This window comes from Methylobacterium sp. NPDC097929 (assembly GCF_049543375.1).
Taxonomy (GTDB): Bacteria; Pseudomonadota; Alphaproteobacteria; order Rhizobiales; family Beijerinckiaceae; genus Methylobacterium.
This window is the reverse complement of record NZ_JBMVEP010000005.1, coordinates 73,846-89,992: the sequence shown is the minus strand read 5'-3', so window position 1 is coordinate 89,992 and position 16,147 is coordinate 73,846. Positions and strand designations below refer to the sequence as shown.

Here is a 16,147-nt window from a genome sequence, read left to right as displayed (position 1 = left end):
TTCTGCGGTCGCCCGGAGAGATCCGGGCGACCGTCGTCGAGAGAGTTGGGAGATGGTCATGACGAATACCCCCGCCCTGGACTTCGTCCACCGCTTCGAGCCCGGCCCGGACCCGGCCGCTCCGCCGCTCCTGCTGCTTCACGGCACGGGCGGCGACGAGGCCGACCTGCTTCCCCTCGGCCGCGCCCTCTCGCCCGGCTCCGCGCTGCTCTCGCCCCGCGGCCCGGTGCTGGAGAACGGCATGCCGCGCTTCTTCCGGCGTCTGGCGGAGGGCGTGTTCGACGAGGCGGATGTCCGCCGCCGGGCGGGCGAGCTCGCCGCCTTCGTCGCGCAGGCCCGCGTCGCTTACGGTCTGGCTGCGCCCGTGGCGGTCGGCTTCTCCAACGGCGCCAACATCGCCGCTGCGACCCTGTTGCTGCACCCGGAGGCGCTGGCGGGCGCCGTGCTGCTGCGGGCGATGGTGCCGCTCGCCGAGGCGCCGCCGGCCGATCTCGCGGGGCGCCCGGTGCTGCTGCTCTCGGGCGCCTTCGACCCGATCGTCCCCGCCGAGAACGCCGAACGGCTCGCGGCGGGCCTCGAACGGGCCGGGGCGCGCGTGACCCACACGGTCAACCCGGCCGGCCACGGCCTGTCGCAGGCCGATCTCGCCGCGGCGGGTCCCTGGCTCGCCCGGAATTTCGAGCGCTAGCGCGCCGCCGAAGCGAAGAACGCTTCGGCGGCGCGCGTCACGACAAGGGGCCGGCGGCGTGAGGCGCACCGTGTCGTCGCGACGAAAAAGGTCGGACCGATCGCCTTCTCAATCGGTCCGACCCGGCCCGGGACATCGCCTGGGCGCCGCTTCGTCCCATTCGCGGTCCCGCTCCCGCTGCATCTCGGCGCGGTCCGGCTCGGCCATCGCCTCCCGGGCGGCATCGTCCTCGCGCGTCGTCCCGGCGGGCAGGGGACCGGGCCGGTCCGGCTGCAGGGCTCGGGCCAGAGCGGAGATGATGTCCTCGAGATCCGCGGCCGAGATCCCGAGCGCCCGCAGAGCTTGCGCGCGCGGCAGCGAGGCGAGATCGGCCCAGGTCGCCCCGGCCGGGCCGAACCGCTCGACGAGGAGCCGACCGAGGAGGGCCGGTTCCACCGGCACGGCACGGAGCCGATCCAGGCGCCGTCGGTCGGTCGCGTCCCTGTCATGGGCCGCCCTCGCGCCCGGAACGAGCCGGGCGAGTTCGCCGAGCACGTGGGCACGGATGGCCTCGACCCGCACCGGGCCGATCTTGCGCACCGCCCTGAGGTCGGCCGGCGTCGCGAGCGCCAGCGCGCCCATATCCGCGAAGCCGGCCTTGCGGAGCCGCGCCCGGATCGCGGCCGTCAGCAACCCGCGTCCGAAGCCGAGGGCCGCGAGGCGATCCACGGTTCCCGCGGGCAGGTCGTCGAAGAGTGGCAGCCGGGCGGACGCTTCGTCGGCGATCCGGTTCAACTGATCGGGCATGGCTAACGGCAGCGATGTGGATCGTGACAGGGACGTTCGCCGTCCCCGTTGCGGCCCGGCGGCGACCGGCCCCTCTGACCATGCCGGATCGTGAAGTGGAAGGTGGAGAATGAGCCGGTTTTTACGCCTTATGCGCCTTTGCGCGTCCCCCAAATCGGCAGTACCTTGAGAAAAACCTGCACCTACGAGCCGTCCTGTTCGTGGCTGGCAGAATAGGGTCGTGATCAAGTGTTGGCGATTATATTTCTCATCATCGCTGGGGTGCTGATCGGACTATTCTGTCATTGGGGAGTGCTTGCCGCCGCAAGCTTTATCGTGGTGATTGTGCGTATCGCCTACCACTTCCACGGCGAACAATCCCTGCTGATCGACGGGCTGATGCTGCTCGCCAGTCTGACCGCGTTGCAGGGCGGGTTCGTCTGCGGCGTCTATCTCGGCTACAGGAAAGATGTCTGACAACCTTCGGCGATGATCTCTCCTCATCGCCCGCCGGGCTCGCGACGTCAGAACAGAATGACGTGTCCCGAGAGCCAGGAGGCCGTGCCCCAGAGTGCGGTCGAGAGGAGGACGAGTCCGATTCCGTAGGACAGACGGGGACGGGCGGGGGGCATCGGAACGGTCGTTTCCAGGCTGACGGCGCGCACCCTGGCCATATGACACGGAACCCGTTGAGTCTGAGGGAGAATCGATCGCATCCGGCCGCGGCAAAATACGTAACCGTGCCGGTCGGAACGGCATCGGAGGCGCTGCATAAACCGGCCGTCGCGGCTCGACGTGCGAGGTTGCGGACAGGCGAAGCAACGGCGTCGGGATGCCGCCCGCTGCTTTCATTCGGGTCTTGCATCGTCAAGTCACGCTTCGGTGAGGCGCGGCCTCTCGGCAGACGCGCGGCGCGGATGAAGTCGAATGTTCCGGAGGACCGTCGCGAAATCCCCCGGCGCGAGCCGAGGCCGGCTCGGGGCCGAGGGCTCCCGCCCTTGCGTGTGCGGGGCGCAGCGTCCATTGCCCTGGCTCTCGTTCAACCTCAGGGACTGGCGGCCGGGCCGGTGTATCGCCTCACCGATATCGCGATTTCGAACTGGTACCTCATCCGGCGCGAGCAGATCCGGATTCGCGGGGCGGCCGCGCTCGTCGGTCCGACGGGAGCGGGCAAGTCGACGATCTTCGACGCCGTCGGCACCGTGCTGGCCGGGAACAACGCGAGCCGGCTGGCGCTGAATGCCTCCGCATCGGGCCGCAGCGCGCGCACGGTGCGCGACTACTGCCTCGGCTGGATCAGCGACCCCGCCGAGGGCGGACGCCCGACCCGGGAGGCCTGCGAGACCGTCATTGCCCTGGTGTTCGAGAACGCGGCCAGCGGGCGCGTCGTGACCGTCGGGCTGGCGCTCGCCGCCCGCGCCGAGGAGCCGAAGGAGGAGACGCTCTCGCGCTTCATCGCGGTCGGCCACCGCTTCGAGATCGGCGATTACGTGCGCGAGACGGAGGAGGGCAGCTTCGTCGCCCCCTGGACCGAGGTCGCCGCCGACCTGCGCCGCCGGGCGGACAACTTCGAGGAGTTCCGCACCTCCGGCGAGCGCTTCACCGCGGCGGTCCTGGCGCAGCTGCGCGAGGGCGCGGCGGTACCCGATCCGCGCCAGTTCCTGCGCACCTTCTCCAACGCGGTGGCGTTCAAGCCGATCTTCGACACCAGCGCCTTCGTGCGCAGCTTCGTCCTGGAGGCCGAGCCGCTCGACGTCGCCCGCATCCGCCAGTCGATCGAGACCTGGCGGCGGCTTCTGGAGACCATCGAGGAGCTGGAAAAGCGCCTCGCCCATCTCTCGCGCATCTGCGAACGCTACGAGGGCTGGGCGCGGGCGAGCCTCACCGCCGCCCTCGACGAGATGCGTGCGGCCGGCGCCGACCTGCGCCGCCGCATCCTCGACCACGCCGAGGCCCGCCGCCTGCTCGTCGAGGCGAGCGAGCGCCTGCGCATCGCCCGCGAGAGCGTGGCGACGAGCCAGGGCTTCGTGCGCGAGATCGATTCGGAGATCGCCGCCCGCAAGGCCATGATCGTCGGCAGCGCCGCGGAGGCACGGCTCGCCGCCTCGAATGCCGGCCTCGCCATGGTCGCCCGCGACCGGCGCGATCTGGCGAACCGCCTCGCCGCAATCATCGGCCTCGTGCAGGATGCCGGGCGTCTCAGCGCGATCGGCGGCACCCTGCGCCGGATCGATCTCGGCGCGGCGCGCATCGTCGAGGCCTGCGCCCGCTCCGGGCTGCGCCGGGAGGCGCCGCCGGAGGATAGTCTGCGCGCCGACGGGCCGCTCAAGGGCCTGCTCGACAGCCTCGCGACCCTGCCCGATATCGGTGGCGCCCTGGAGGAGCAGGCCGAGGATCTGGCCCTCAAGGCCCGCGAGCGCGAGAACGAGGTGCGGGGCCTCGATGCGCAGGTGAATGCCGGGCGTTCCACATCCGCGCGCCTCTCCTCCGACACGGAAGCCTTTCGCGAGGAGCTGGGCCGGCTCGGGATCGAGGCGGCGCCGATCTGCGAACTCGCCGAGATCGTCGATCCGAAATGGGGTCCTGCGCTGGAGGGGCTGCTGGGCCGCGCCCGCGAGGCCTTGGTGGTCGAGCCCGACCGGCTCGACCGCGCCTTCGCTCTGCTCGAGTCGCGAAAAAACCAGTTCTTCCGCTGCCTCTTGGTGAAAACCACCGACACGGCCCGGCGCGCGGCGCGGCGCTTCGACGACGGGCCGATGGGCTTGATCGAGACCGAGAGCGACCACGCCGAAGCTTTCCTCGCCGCCCGGCTCGGCGGCTACGACCTCGCCCCGGACGACGCGGCGCTGCGGCACATGAGCCGCGCGGTGGCGCCGAGCGGACGCTCGACCTCTGGCATGGCCTATTCCGTGGTGCGACCCGTGCCGCTGATGATGACCCGCGGCCAGCGCGGGCCGACCGCCGAGACCCGCCGCCGCCTGGAGGAGGCTCGCGAGGAGGCGCGGACCCTGCGGGCCGAGGCCACGGTGATGCGCGAGGCCGCCCGTATCGCCGCGCTCCTGCGCAGCCGGCTCGCCGAGGCGCCGGTCGATGTCGAGGCCCTGCGCGCCGAGGCCGACGCGATCGAGGGCCGCCGACGCAGCCTCGCCACCGAGCAGGAGACGGTCGCCCGGGCCGATGCCGGCGTGATCGAGGCCGAACTGAAGGAATTGCAGAAGGAGCGCTCCGCCTATCTCACCGAACTGGTGCAGGTGCTGGAGCCCAAGCGCGATGCCGGGCTGGCCGAGGAGGCGGGACTCAAGGCCCGGGTCGCGCAGGGGCGCGAGGCGGCGCGTGCCGCCTTCCTGGTCTATCGCGCGGCGCTCAAGCGCTGGACCTCGGGCGACACCGTCCGCATCCGCCTGACCGGCTCCGTGCCGGCGGACGTGCCGGACACGGTGGCCGGCATTGCTCAGGCACGGGCCGACCGGGCCGATCTCGAGGCCAAGGCGCTGGCCTCGCTCGCCGCGCAGGCCCGCGCCGCCGCCCGCGAGGCGGCCGACAGCGTGCGCAACCAGGGCCGGGCCGCCGAGCGGGACCTTGCCGAGTACTGCGCCGCCTGGCGCGTCGAGAATCCGCTGGGCTCGGCCGAGCAGCCGGCCTCGTTCGGCTATGCCTGGGCGATGCGCGAGCGCGACGAGGTGGCCGGCCACGAGCTGCGCCGCTACCGCGACCAGTCCCTGCGGGCGGAGGCCGAGATGCGCCGCCTGATGACCGAGGATCTGCTGACGCGCCTCGCCGACAAGTTCGAGCGGATGCGCGCGCGCCTCGACGCGCTCAACGAACGCCTCGCCTCGCAGACCTTCACAGGTCAGACCTACGCCTTCGAGGCCGAGGTGGACCGGCGCTACGCCGCCGTCCACGCGCTGGCCACCGAGGTCGCCCGCTCACCGGACGCCGCGCAGGCGGTGCTGCCGGGGCCGGAGGAGGGGGCCGAGAAGGGGCCGCTCGCCGCGGCGCTCGCCGAGATCACGGCGCTGATCGAGGGCGAGGAGAACGCGGCGCGGCTGGCCGATTATCGCAACTACTTCGTCTACGAGATCGGCATGCGCGACCGGGCGGGCAACCGCACCACCCTGTCGAGCCGGGCGCTGCGCGGTTCGGGCGGTGAGGCGCAGGCGCCGTTCTACGTGGCGATCGCCGCCTCCATGGCCTCGGCCTACTATCCCGGCGACCGTCCCGGCGACGAGACGCCGGGACTCGGACTCTGCCTTCTCGACGAGGCCTTCTCGAAGCTCGACGTGCGCAACAGCCAGTCGCTGGTCGATCTCTTCCGCGCCTGGGGCCTGCAACTCCTCATCGCCGCGCCGGAAGACAAGCGCACGACGCTGACCGAGGTGATGGACACCGTCGTCACCGTCTACAAGAGCCCGGATCTCGCCTCCGTCCGAATCGAAGCCGAGCACCCGCTGGAAACCGCCAAGCGCGCGCTCGCCGAGATCAATCCGGAGCGGCGGGGAATCGAGGCGTTCCGCCTCTCGGATGCCGCCGAATAGCGACGTTTCGCCGGTGGCTTAGCCCGACAACGGTTCGGCCGCTGACCGCAGGCCCGTTCATCGAACTTTATCCTCTCCAGGCATTGACGGAGCCGACCCTCCCGCGTAGAAGCGCGCCACTCCGGTGGATCGAGAGTCGCTTTCGGGTCGAAGCCACGGGCTTCGGCGACCGTCGTCAGACCGATACCGGCATCACACCCTGACGTACTCGTCAGATCAGCGGGTAAGAACGCGTCGTTCACGGCGTGCTCCTCTGCCTCACCATCGCCAAAGGCCCTGATCGGCCTCTGGCGCTATTCGTTTTGTCGCGGGCTCGCTCGCGGTTCTGCCGCTCCGCAAGGGGCTTCGACAGGTTCAGACGGTGGCCGCCCAGCGCGGCCGGATGAAGAGGGCACAGGATGCCGACGATCAACCAGCTGATCGCCCAGCCGCGCAAGGCGCAGAAGGCGCGCAACAAGGTGCCGGCGCTCAATGCCTGCCCGCAGAAGCGCGGCGTCTGCACGCGCGTCTACACCACGACCCCGAAGAAGCCGAACTCGGCTCTGCGTAAGGTCGCCAAGGTGCGCCTGACCAACGGTTTCGAGGTGATCGGCTACATCCCGGGTGAGGGCCACAACCTTCAGGAGCACTCCGTGGTCATGATCCGCGGCGGCCGCGTGAAGGACCTTCCGGGCGTGCGCTATCACATCCTGCGCGGCGTGCTCGACACGCAGGGCGTTAAGAACCGCAAGCAGCGTCGTTCGAAGTACGGTGCCAAGCGTCCGAAGTAAGACCGGCGTCCGAAGTAAGATTTCTTCGGACGGCCATTTCCACGGCCTCGCAAGGATGTCGCCGGCGTCACGCTCAAGGCGGCCTGCGCGAGGTGCTTAAAGCCAGTTTTTCGAGAGTCTGAACAATGTCCCGTCGTCACTCAGCCGAGAAGCGCGAGATCATTCCGGACGCCAAGTACGGCGACATCGTCCTCACCAAGTTCATGAATTCGATCATGTACGAGGGCAAGAAGTCGACCGCCGAACGGATCGTCTACGGCGCCTTCGACCTCGTCGAGAGCCGCGCCCGCGCCAATCCGATCGAGGTGTTCCGCGCCGCGCTCGACAACGTCGCCCCGGCGATCGAGGTCCGCTCCCGCCGCGTCGGCGGCGCGACCTATCAGGTCCCCGTCGAGGTCCGCACCGAGCGCCGTCAGGCTCTCGCCATCCGCTGGCTGATCCAGGCCGCCCGCGGCCGCAACGACCGGACCATGGTCGAGCGTCTCTCCGCCGAGCTGCTCGATGCCGCCAACAACCGCGGCAACGCCGTCAAGAAGCGCGAAGACACCCACCGGATGGCCGAAGCCAACCGCGCCTTCTCGCACTACCGCTGGTAATTCGCCTGTCGAGCGCGGCCACCGGGCCGCGCTCCAAGCCCGCTTTCTCCCGGAGAGACCCCGATGCCCCGCACGCATGCGATCGAGGACTACCGCAACTTCGGCATCATGGCCCACATCGATGCCGGCAAAACCACGACGACCGAGCGGATCCTCTACTACACCGGCAAGTCCCATAAGATCGGCGAGGTCCATGAGGGCGCCGCCACCATGGACTGGATGGAGCAGGAGCAGGAGCGTGGCATCACGATCACCTCGGCTGCGACCACCTGCTTCTGGCGCGACAAGCGCCTGAACATCATCGACACCCCCGGCCACGTCGACTTCACCATCGAGGTCGAGCGTTCGCTGCGCGTGCTCGACGGCGCCGTGTGCGTGCTCGACGGCAACCAGGGCGTCGAGCCGCAGACCGAGACCGTGTGGCGTCAGGCCGACAAGTACGACGTGCCGCGCGTCGTGTTCGTCAACAAAATGGACAAGATCGGCGCCGACTTCTTCAAGTGCGTCGCCGACATCATCAGCCGCGTCGCCGGCAAGCCGGTCTGCCTGCAGCTGCCGATCGGTGCCGAGTCGAGCTTCAAGGGCGTCATCGACCTCATCAAGATGAAGGCGATCGTCTGGTCGGGCGAGGCGCTCGGCGCCAACTTCTCCGAGGAGGAGATCCCGGCAGATCTCAAGGATCAGGCGGTCGAATACCGCACCAAGATGATCGAGGCCTGCGTCGAGCTCGACGACGACGCGATGACCGCCTACCTCGACGGCGTGGAGCCGGACGAGGAGACCCTGCGCAAGCTCGTGCGCAAGGCGGTGCAGCTGCGTGCCTTCCATCCGGTACTGTGCGGCTCGGCCTTCAAGAACAAGGGCGTGCAGCCGCTCCTTGACGCGGTCGTCGATTACCTGCCGTCTCCCGCCGACCGCGGCGAGATCAAGGGTCTCGACTTCAAGACCGAGGAAGAGGTGGTTCGCCACCCGTCCGACAGCGATCCCTTCTCCATGCTCGCCTTCAAGATCATGGACGATCCCCACGTCGGCACGATCACCTTCTGCCGCGTCTATTCGGGCAAGGTCGAATCGGGCGCCAACGTCATCAACTCGTCGCGCGACAAGAAGGAGCGCGTCGGCCGCATGCTCCTGATGCACGCCAACAACCGTGAGGACGTCAAGGAGGCCTTCGCCGGCGACATCGTCGCTCTGGCCGGCCTCAAGGACACCCGCACGGGCGACACGCTGTGCGATCCGAAGGACGCGGTGATCCTCGAGAAGATGGAGTTCCCGGAGCCCGTCATCGAGATCGCCGTCGAGCCGAAGTCGAAGGCCGACCAGGAGAAGCTCGGCATCGCGCTCTCGAAGCTCGCTGCCGAGGACCCGTCCTTCCGCGTCTCGACCGACCAGGAATCGGGCCAGACCATCCTCAAGGGGATGGGCGAGCTCCACCTCGACATCAAGGTCGACATCCTGCGCCGCACCTACAAGGTCGACGCGAATATCGGCCAGCCGCAGGTCGCCTACCGCGAGAAGCTGACCCGTCGTCAGGAGATCGACTACACCCACAAGAAGCAGACCGGCGGTACCGGTCAGTTCGCCCGGGTGAAGTTCGTGGTTGAGCCGAACGAGCCGGGCGCCGGTTTCTCGTTCGAGTCGAAGATCGTCGGCGGCGCGGTGCCGAAGGAGTACATCCCCGGCGTCGAGAAGGGCCTCAACTCGGTCCTCGGTGCGGGCGTGCTCGCCGGCTTCCCGGTGGTCGACGTGAAGGTCGAGCTGATCGACGGCGCCTACCACGACGTCGACTCCTCGGCGCTCGCCTTCGAGATCGCCTCCCGCGCCGCCTTCCGCGAGGCGCTGCAGAAGGGCGGCTCGGTGCTGCTGGAGCCGGTGATGAAGGTCGAGGTGGTGTCCCCGGAAGAGTATACCGGCTCGGTCATCGGCGACCTCAATTCCCGCCGCGGCCAGATCCAGGGCCAGGACATGCGCGGCAACGCCAACGTCATCAACGCGATGGTGCCGCTGGCCAACATGTTCGGCTACGTGAACCAGCTGCGCTCCTTCTCCCAGGGGCGCGCCAACTTCACGATGCAGTTCGACCATTACGAGGAAGTGCCGCGCGGCGAGGCCGACAAGGTCATCGCCAAGTACGCCTAAGGCGGGCGCCGAACGCTTCTTCGAACCACGACACTGACGATTAGGAGGCCCTGATGGGTAAGGAAAAGTTCTCCCGTACCAAGCCGCACTGCAACATCGGCACGATCGGGCACGTCGATCACGGCAAGACCTCGCTGACGGCGGCGATCACCAAGGTGCTGGCCGAGTCGGGCGGCGCCACCTTCACCGCCTACGACCAGATCGACAAGGCGCCGGAAGAGAAGGCGCGCGGCATCACGATCTCGACCGCCCACGTCGAGTACGAGACCACCAACCGCCACTACGCCCACGTCGACTGCCCCGGCCACGCCGACTACGTGAAGAACATGATCACCGGGGCCGCCCAGATGGACGGCGCGATCCTGGTCGTGTCCGCCGCCGACGGCCCGATGCCGCAGACCCGCGAGCACATCCTGCTCGCCCGCCAGGTCGGCGTGCCGGCGCTGGTGGTGTTCCTCAACAAGGTCGACATGGTCGATGACGAGGAACTGCTCGAGCTGGTCGAGCTGGAGGTGCGCGAGCTGCTCTCCAAGTACGACTTCCCCGGCGACGACATCCCGATCACCAAGGGCTCGGCCCTGATGGCGCTCGAGGACAAGGAGCCCAAGATCGGCAAGGAGGCCGTCCTGGCGCTGATGGCGACCGTGGACAGCTACATCCCGCAGCCGGAGCGTCCGATCGACCTGCCGTTCCTGATGCCGATCGAGGACGTGTTCTCGATCTCGGGCCGCGGCACGGTGGTGACGGGTCGCGTCGAGCGCGGCATCGTCAAGGTGGGCGAGACGGTGGAGATCGTCGGCATCCGCCCGACCACGACGACGACGGTGACCGGCGTCGAGATGTTCCGCAAGCTGCTCGACCAGGGTCAGGCGGGCGACAACGTCGGCGTTCTTCTGCGCGGCACGAAGCGCGAGGACGTGGAGCGGGGCCAGGTGGTGTGCAAGCCGGGTTCGGTGAAGCCGCACTCGAAGTTCAAGGCCGAGGCCTACATCCTGACCAAGGAGGAGGGCGGGCGCCACACGCCGTTCTTCACCAACTACCGTCCGCAGTTCTACTTCCGCACGACCGACGTGACGGGCGTGTGCACGCTGCCCGAGGGCACCGAGATGGTGATGCCGGGCGACAACGTGACCATGGACGTGGTGCTGATCGTGCCGGTGGCCATGGAAGAGAAGCTGCGCTTCGCCATCCGCGAGGGCGGACGCACCGTCGGTGCCGGCGTCGTCGCCGCCATCAACGACTAACCGCCCTTCGCAGCGCATCATCGACAGGGGACGTAAGAGGGGCGGGCCCTCGCGCCCGCTCCGCAACGTTTCCGCCGAGGTCAGGTCATGAACGGTCAGAACATCCGCATTCGCCTCAAGGCGTTCGATCATCGCATCCTCGATGCGTCCACCAAGGAGATCGTCTCGACCGCGCGCCGCACCGGCGCGCAGATCCGGGGCCCGATCCCTCTGCCGACGCATATCGAGAAGTTCACGGTGAACCGCTCGCCGCACATCGACAAGAAGTCGCGCGAACAATTCGAGATGCGCACGCACAAGCGGGTGCTCGATATCGTCGACCCGACGCCGCAGACCGTGGACGCGCTGATGAAGCTCGACCTCGCCGCTGGCGTGGACGTGGAGATCAAGCTCTAAGTCCGCGTCGGATTTAGAGCTTACCGTTTCATCGCGCGAGGGAGAGACCTATGCGCTCAGGCGTCATCGCACGGAAGGTCGGCATGACCCGCGTCTTTACGGACGCTGGCGAGCATGTGCCCGTCACTGTGCTCCAAATTGATCAGTGCCAGGTCGTTGCGCATCGCACGACCGAGAAGGACGGCTACGTCGCCCTCCAGGTCGGCGTGGGCAAGGCCAAGGTGAAGAACGTATCGCAGGCCGAGCGCGGCCGCTTCGCGGTCGCCAAGGTCGAGCCGAAGAAGAAGCTCGCCGAGTTCCGCGTGTCCGAGGACGCGTTGATCCCGGTCGGTGCCGAGATCACGGCCGACCACTTCATCCCGGGCCAGTTCGTCGACGTGACGGGCACCAGCACGGGTAAGGGCTTCGCTGGCGGTATGAAGCGCTGGAACTTCGGCGGTCTGCGCGCCACGCACGGCGTGTCGATCTCCCACCGCTCGATCGGTTCGACCGGTGGCCGCCAGGATCCGGGCAAGACCTTCAAGAACAAGAAGATGCCGGGTCACCTGGGCGTCGAGCGCGTGACCACGCAGAACCTCAAGGTCGTCCGCACCGATCCGGAGCGCGGTCTGATCCTGGTCGAGGGTGCCGTCCCCGGCGTCGCCGGCGGCTGGATCCAGGTTCGCGACTCGGTCAAGCGCAAGCTGCCGGCCGACGTGCCGCTGCCGGGCAAGTTCCGTGAGAACGGTTCCGCCAACGGCTCGGCCCAAACCGAGGCGGCTCCCGAAGCTCCGGCGTCCGAGGAGAACGCGTGATGAAACTCGATATCACCACGCTCGACGGCGGCTCCGCCGGCTCGGTCGAGCTCAACGAGGCGATCTTCGGCCTTGAGCCGCGCGCCGACATCCTGCAGCGCATGGTGCGCTACCAGCTCGCCAAGCGGCGCGCCGGCACCCACGCGGTCAAGAACCGCTCGGATGTCGATCGCACCTCGAAGAAGCTGTACAAGCAGAAGGGCACCGGCAACGCCCGTCATGGCGCCGCCTCCGCTCCGCAGTTCCGCGGCGGTGGCCGGGCCTTCGGTCCGGTGGTGCGCGATCACAGCCACGACCTGCCCAAGAAGGTCCGTGCGCTCGCCCTCAAGCACGCCCTGTCGTCGAAGGCCAAGACCTCGACCCTGATCGTCGTGGACGACATCAAGGTCGACAGCCACAAGACCAAGGCGATGATCGAGCGCTTCGAGCGGCTCGGCCTGTCGAGCGCGCTGATCATCGGCGGTTCGGAAGTGGACGAGAACTTCGGCCGCGCCGCCCGCGCCATTCCGAAGATCGACGTCCTGCCGGTGCAGGGCATCAACGTCTACGACATCCTGCGCCGCGACACGCTCGTGCTGACGCGCGCCGCCGTCGACGCGCTGGAGGAGCGTTTCAAATGAGTGCCGATCCGCGCCACTACGATGTGATCGTCTCCCCCGTCATCACGGAGAAGGCGACCAACCTCACCGAACAGAACAAGGTCGTCTTCCGGGTCGCCCCGAAGGCCACCAAGCCGCAGATCAAGGAAGCGGTCGAGCGTCTGTTCGACGTCAAGGTCACGGGCGTCAACACGCTCACGACCAAGGGCAAGAAGAAGTTCTTCCGCGGGCAGCGCGGGCAGCGTTCGGACGTGAAGAAGGCGATCGTCACCCTCGCCGAGGGCGATACGATCGACGTCACGACCGGCCTCTGACAGAAGCGTTAGGATCAAGCCGATGGCCTTGAAGACATTCAAACCGGTCACGCCGAGCCTGCGCCAGCTCGTGCTCGTCGACCGCCGTGAGCTCTACAAGGGCAAGCCGGTAAAGGCGCTGACCGAGGGCAAGAGCTCCTCGGGCGGACGCAACAACCTGGGCCGCATCACCGTCCGCTTCCGCGGCGGTGGCCACAAGCGGGTCCTGCGCAACGTCGACTTCAAGCGTCGCGAGAACCTCAACGTTCCCGCGACCGTGGAGCGGATCGAGTACGATCCCAACCGCACCGCCTTCATCGCGCTCATCAGCTTCCCGGACGGGAAGCAGAGCTACATCCTCGCCCCGCAACGCCTGTCGCCGGGCGACAAGGTGGTCGCGGGTGAGAGCGTCGACGTGAAGCCGGGCAACGCCGCCCCGATCGGCTCGATGCCGGTGGGCACGATCGTCCACAACGTCGAGCTGAAGATCGGCAAGGGCGGCGCGATCGCCCGCTCCGCCGGCAACTACGCTCAGATCGTCGGCCGCGATCAGGGTTACGTGACGCTGCGCCTGAACTCGGGCGAGCAGCGCCTCGTGCACGGCCAGTGCTTCGCGACCGTGGGTGCGGTCTCGAACCCGGACCACATGAACATCTCGCTGGGCAAGGCCGGCCGCAACCGCTGGCTCGGCAAGCGCCCCCACGTCCGCGGTGTGGCCATGAACCCCGTCGATCACCCGCACGGCGGCGGCGAGGGTCGTACCTCGGGCGGCCGGAACCCGGTCACGCCCTGGGGCGTGCCCACCAAGGGGAAGAAGACCCGGTCCAACAAGCGGACCGACACCTTCATCCTGTCCAGCCGCCATAACCGCAAGAAGTAACAGCCATGGCACGTTCCCTCTGGAAAGGGCCGTTCGTCGACGGCTACCTCCTCAAGAAGGCCGACGCCGCCCGCGGCGGCAGCCGCAACGAGGTCGTCAAGATCTGGAGCCGCCGCTCCACGATCCTTCCGCAGTTCGTGGGCATCACCTTCGGTGTGCACAACGGACACAAGCATATCCCGGTCTACGTCACCGAGGAGATGGTCGGTCACAAGTTCGGCGAGTTCTCGCCGACCCGCACCTTCCCCGGTCACGCGGCCGACAAGAAGGCGAAGAGGCGCTGAGATGGGCAAGCCTGCCACCCCCCGCGCGCTTCCCGAGAACGAGGCGAAGGCCGTCGCGCGGATGCTCCGCGTGTCGCCCCAGAAGCTCAATCTCGTGGCGGCGCTGATCCGCGGCAAGAAGGTCGAGTCGGCTCTGGCCGACCTCGAATTCTCCCGCAAGCGCATCGCCCGCGATGTGAAGAAGTGCCTCGAGAGCGCGATCGCCAACGCCGAGAACAACCACGACCTCGACGTGGACGATCTCGTCGTCTCCCAGGCCTTCGTCGGCAAGGCGCTGGTGCTCAAGCGCTTCCACGCCCGTGCCCGCGGTCGCGGCGCGCGCATCCTGAAGCCCTTCTCGAACCTCACGATCGTGGTTCGCGAAGTGCGCGCTGAAGCGGCCTGAGGAGACCATTATGGGTCAGAAGATCAATCCGATCGGCCTGCGTCTCGGCATCAACCGGACCTGGGATTCCCGCTGGTTCGCCGAGAAGGGCGAGTACGCCAAGCTGATGCATGAGGACGTGGCCATCCGCGCTGCCCTCATGAAGCAGCTCAAGCAGGCCGCCGTCTCGAAGATCGTCATCGAGCGTCCGCACCGGAAGTGCCGCGTCACCATCCACTCGGGCCGTCCGGGCGTGGTGATCGGCAAGAAGGGCGCGGACATCGAGAAGCTGCGCAAGCTCGTCGGCACGATGACCAAGGCCGACGTCACGATCAACATCGTCGAGGTGCGCAAGCCCGAGGTCGACGCGACGCTGGTCGCCGAGTCGATCGCGCAGCAGCTCGAGCGCCGCGTCGCCTTCCGTCGCGCCATGAAGCGCGCCGTGCAGTCGGCCATGCGTCTGGGCGCCGAGGGCATCCGCATCAACTGCGCCGGCCGTCTCGGCGGCGCCGAGATCGCCCGCACCGAGTGGTACCGCGAGGGCCGCGTGCCCCTGCATACGCTCCGCGCGGACGTGGATTACGGCACGGCCACCGCCTTCACGACCTACGGGACGTGCGGCATCAAGGTGTGGGTGTTCAAGGGCGAGATCCTCGAGCACGACCCGATGGCGCAGGACAAGAAGGCCCAGGAAGAGGGTGGCCGTTCCGGCGGGCGCCGCGAGCGTGACGGTGACGACCGGGGTGGCCGCGGCCGCCGCGAGCCGTCGCACGCCTGACGCTCATCAAGCAGAAATCTTGAGAGGCTGCCATGCTGCAACCCAAGAAGACCAAATTCCGTAAGCAGTTCAAGGGTCGCATCAGTGGCGCGGCCAAGGGCGGCTTCGAGCTGAACTTTGGCCAATTCGGCCTCAAGTGCCTGGAGCCCGAGCGCATCACCGCGCGGCAGATCGAGGCGGCCCGCCGCGCGATCACCCGCGAGATGAAGCGTCAGGGCCGGGTCTGGATCAGGGTGTTCCCGGATCTGCCCGTCACCGCCAAGCCCACCGAGGTCCGCATGGGCTCCGGTAAGGGCGCGCCCGAGTACTGGGCGGCCCGCGTCCACCCGGGCCGGATCATGTTCGAGGTCGACGGCGTCGCCGAGGACATCGCCCGCGAGGCCCTGCGCCTCGGTGCCGCGAAGCTGCCGGTGCGCACCCGCGTCATCCAGCGCATCGCTGATTGATAGGAAGAGATCATGAAGTCCGACCAGAGACTGTCTGATCTGCGCGCTCTGTCGGCGGATCAGCTTTCCGACGAGCTCGTCAACCTGAAGAAGGAGCAGTTCAACCTGCGCTTCCAGGGCGCGACGGGCCAGCTCGAGAACGTCGCCCGCGTCCGCGAGGTTCGCCGCGACATCGCCCGTGTCCGCACGCTGCAGCGTCAGAAGACGCTGGACGCGGCCAAGGCCTGAGGAGATTCCACATGCCCAAGCGCGTCCTTCAAGGCGTCGTCGTCAGCGACAAGACCGATAAGACCATCGTCGTGAAGGTGGAGCGTCGCTTCACCCACCCGGTGATGAAGAAGACGGTTCGCCGTTCGAAGAACTACCATGCCCACGACGAGGCCAACTCGGCCAAGATCGGGCAGACGGTGTTCATCGAGGAGTCCCGCCCCTATTCCAAGACCAAGACCTGGAAGCTGGTCGAGGATCAGGCGGCTGCGGCCGAGGCGGCCGGCACGGCCTGAATTTTCTCTCTCCGAGAGTCGAAGCGGGCGCGGAAGGATCCTTCCGCGCCCGTTTTCGTTCGTCCGGCCGGCG

At 68.1% G+C, this 16,147-nt stretch carries 19 protein-coding genes; 18 read left to right on the top strand and 1 reads right to left on the bottom strand.

Annotation, left to right across the window (positions count from 1 at the left end):
- The first annotated feature begins 58 nt into the window (after positions 1–58).
- A complete protein-coding gene (locus ACPCJR_RS14475) occupies positions 59–688 on the top strand; it encodes an alpha/beta hydrolase (RefSeq protein WP_391514053.1) in 630 nt (209 codons plus the stop codon).
- A gap of 108 nt (positions 689–796) precedes the next feature.
- Here the strand turns inward: ACPCJR_RS14475 and ACPCJR_RS14470 are convergent, their stop codons facing one another.
- Positions 797–1,474 (bottom strand): hypothetical protein, encoded by a 678-nt coding sequence (locus ACPCJR_RS14470; RefSeq protein WP_391514055.1) that lies wholly within the window; start codon positions 1,472–1,474, stop codon positions 797–799.
- Between the two features lie 228 nt (positions 1,475–1,702).
- Here ACPCJR_RS14470 and ACPCJR_RS14465 point away from each other — a divergent pair, with 228 nt between their 5' ends.
- The 17 genes from ACPCJR_RS14465 (at position 1,703) to rpsQ (ending at position 16,074) form a co-directional block, all read left to right on the top strand.
- A complete protein-coding gene (locus tag ACPCJR_RS14465) occupies positions 1,703–1,930 on the top strand; it encodes a hypothetical protein (protein ID WP_110353445.1) in 228 nt (75 codons plus the stop codon).
- Positions 1,931–2,520: 590 nt separating this feature from the next.
- Positions 2,521–5,988 (top strand): SbcC/MukB-like Walker B domain-containing protein, encoded by a 3,468-nt coding sequence (locus tag ACPCJR_RS14460; RefSeq protein ID WP_391514057.1) that lies wholly within the window; start codon positions 2,521–2,523, stop codon positions 5,986–5,988.
- Positions 5,989–6,386: 398 nt separating this feature from the next.
- Entirely contained in the window at positions 6,387–6,758 is a 372-nt protein-coding gene (gene rpsL / locus ACPCJR_RS14455) for a 30S ribosomal protein S12 (RefSeq protein WP_004447775.1), read from the top strand.
- Between the two features lie 125 nt (positions 6,759–6,883).
- Positions 6,884–7,354, top strand: coding sequence for a 30S ribosomal protein S7 (rpsG, locus tag ACPCJR_RS14450; protein ID WP_017485508.1), 471 nt, complete (start codon positions 6,884–6,886; stop codon positions 7,352–7,354).
- Positions 7,355–7,417: 63 nt separating this feature from the next.
- The gene (fusA, locus tag ACPCJR_RS14445; RefSeq protein ID WP_391514061.1) at positions 7,418–9,493 is read left to right on the top strand and encodes an elongation factor G; all 2,076 of its coding nucleotides are present in this window, start codon (positions 7,418–7,420) and stop codon (positions 9,491–9,493) included.
- 53 nt (positions 9,494–9,546) lie between these two features.
- Complete coding sequence (gene tuf / locus ACPCJR_RS14440) at positions 9,547–10,737, top strand: elongation factor Tu (protein ID WP_423479147.1); 1,191 nt, start codon at positions 9,547–9,549, stop codon at positions 10,735–10,737.
- A gap of 87 nt (positions 10,738–10,824) precedes the next feature.
- Positions 10,825–11,133, top strand: coding sequence for a 30S ribosomal protein S10 (rpsJ, locus tag ACPCJR_RS14435; protein ID WP_003597088.1), 309 nt, complete (start codon positions 10,825–10,827; stop codon positions 11,131–11,133).
- Positions 11,134–11,183: 50 nt separating this feature from the next.
- The gene (rplC, locus tag ACPCJR_RS14430; RefSeq protein WP_391515527.1) at positions 11,184–11,927 is read left to right on the top strand and encodes a 50S ribosomal protein L3; all 744 of its coding nucleotides are present in this window, start codon (positions 11,184–11,186) and stop codon (positions 11,925–11,927) included.
- Complete coding sequence (gene rplD / locus ACPCJR_RS14425; protein WP_391515529.1) at positions 11,927–12,547, top strand: 50S ribosomal protein L4; 621 nt, start codon at positions 11,927–11,929, stop codon at positions 12,545–12,547. Before rplC ends, rplD begins: the two co-directional genes overlap by 1 nt.
- Positions 12,544–12,840: a 50S ribosomal protein L23 gene (locus ACPCJR_RS14420; protein ID WP_091947107.1), complete on the top strand. Its 297-nt coding sequence runs from the start codon at positions 12,544–12,546 to the stop codon at positions 12,838–12,840. The genes rplD and ACPCJR_RS14420 overlap by 4 nt, the downstream gene beginning before the upstream one ends.
- A gap of 22 nt (positions 12,841–12,862) precedes the next feature.
- On the top strand, positions 12,863–13,699 hold the full coding sequence (gene rplB / locus ACPCJR_RS14415; protein WP_391515531.1) for a 50S ribosomal protein L2: 837 nt from the start codon (positions 12,863–12,865) through the stop codon (positions 13,697–13,699).
- Positions 13,700–13,704: 5 nt separating this feature from the next.
- On the top strand, positions 13,705–13,983 hold the full coding sequence (gene rpsS / locus ACPCJR_RS14410; RefSeq protein WP_003597098.1) for a 30S ribosomal protein S19: 279 nt from the start codon (positions 13,705–13,707) through the stop codon (positions 13,981–13,983).
- Position 13,984: 1 nt separating this feature from the next.
- Positions 13,985–14,368 carry a 50S ribosomal protein L22 gene (rplV, locus tag ACPCJR_RS14405; RefSeq protein WP_108940089.1) on the top strand — a complete coding sequence of 128 codons (384 nt, stop codon included), beginning with the start codon at positions 13,985–13,987 and terminating at the stop codon, positions 14,366–14,368.
- Positions 14,369–14,378: 10 nt separating this feature from the next.
- The gene (gene rpsC, locus ACPCJR_RS14400) at positions 14,379–15,125 is read left to right on the top strand and encodes a 30S ribosomal protein S3 (RefSeq protein WP_012454030.1); all 747 of its coding nucleotides are present in this window, start codon (positions 14,379–14,381) and stop codon (positions 15,123–15,125) included.
- A gap of 32 nt (positions 15,126–15,157) precedes the next feature.
- On the top strand, positions 15,158–15,571 hold the full coding sequence (gene rplP / locus ACPCJR_RS14395; protein WP_003597105.1) for a 50S ribosomal protein L16: 414 nt from the start codon (positions 15,158–15,160) through the stop codon (positions 15,569–15,571).
- A 12-nt stretch (positions 15,572–15,583) separates the two neighbouring features.
- On the top strand, positions 15,584–15,799 hold the full coding sequence (gene rpmC / locus ACPCJR_RS14390; protein WP_091947101.1) for a 50S ribosomal protein L29: 216 nt from the start codon (positions 15,584–15,586) through the stop codon (positions 15,797–15,799).
- A gap of 11 nt (positions 15,800–15,810) precedes the next feature.
- Positions 15,811–16,074: a 30S ribosomal protein S17 gene (rpsQ, locus tag ACPCJR_RS14385; protein ID WP_391515535.1), complete on the top strand. Its 264-nt coding sequence runs from the start codon at positions 15,811–15,813 to the stop codon at positions 16,072–16,074.
- Positions 16,075–16,147 lie beyond the last annotated feature (73 nt).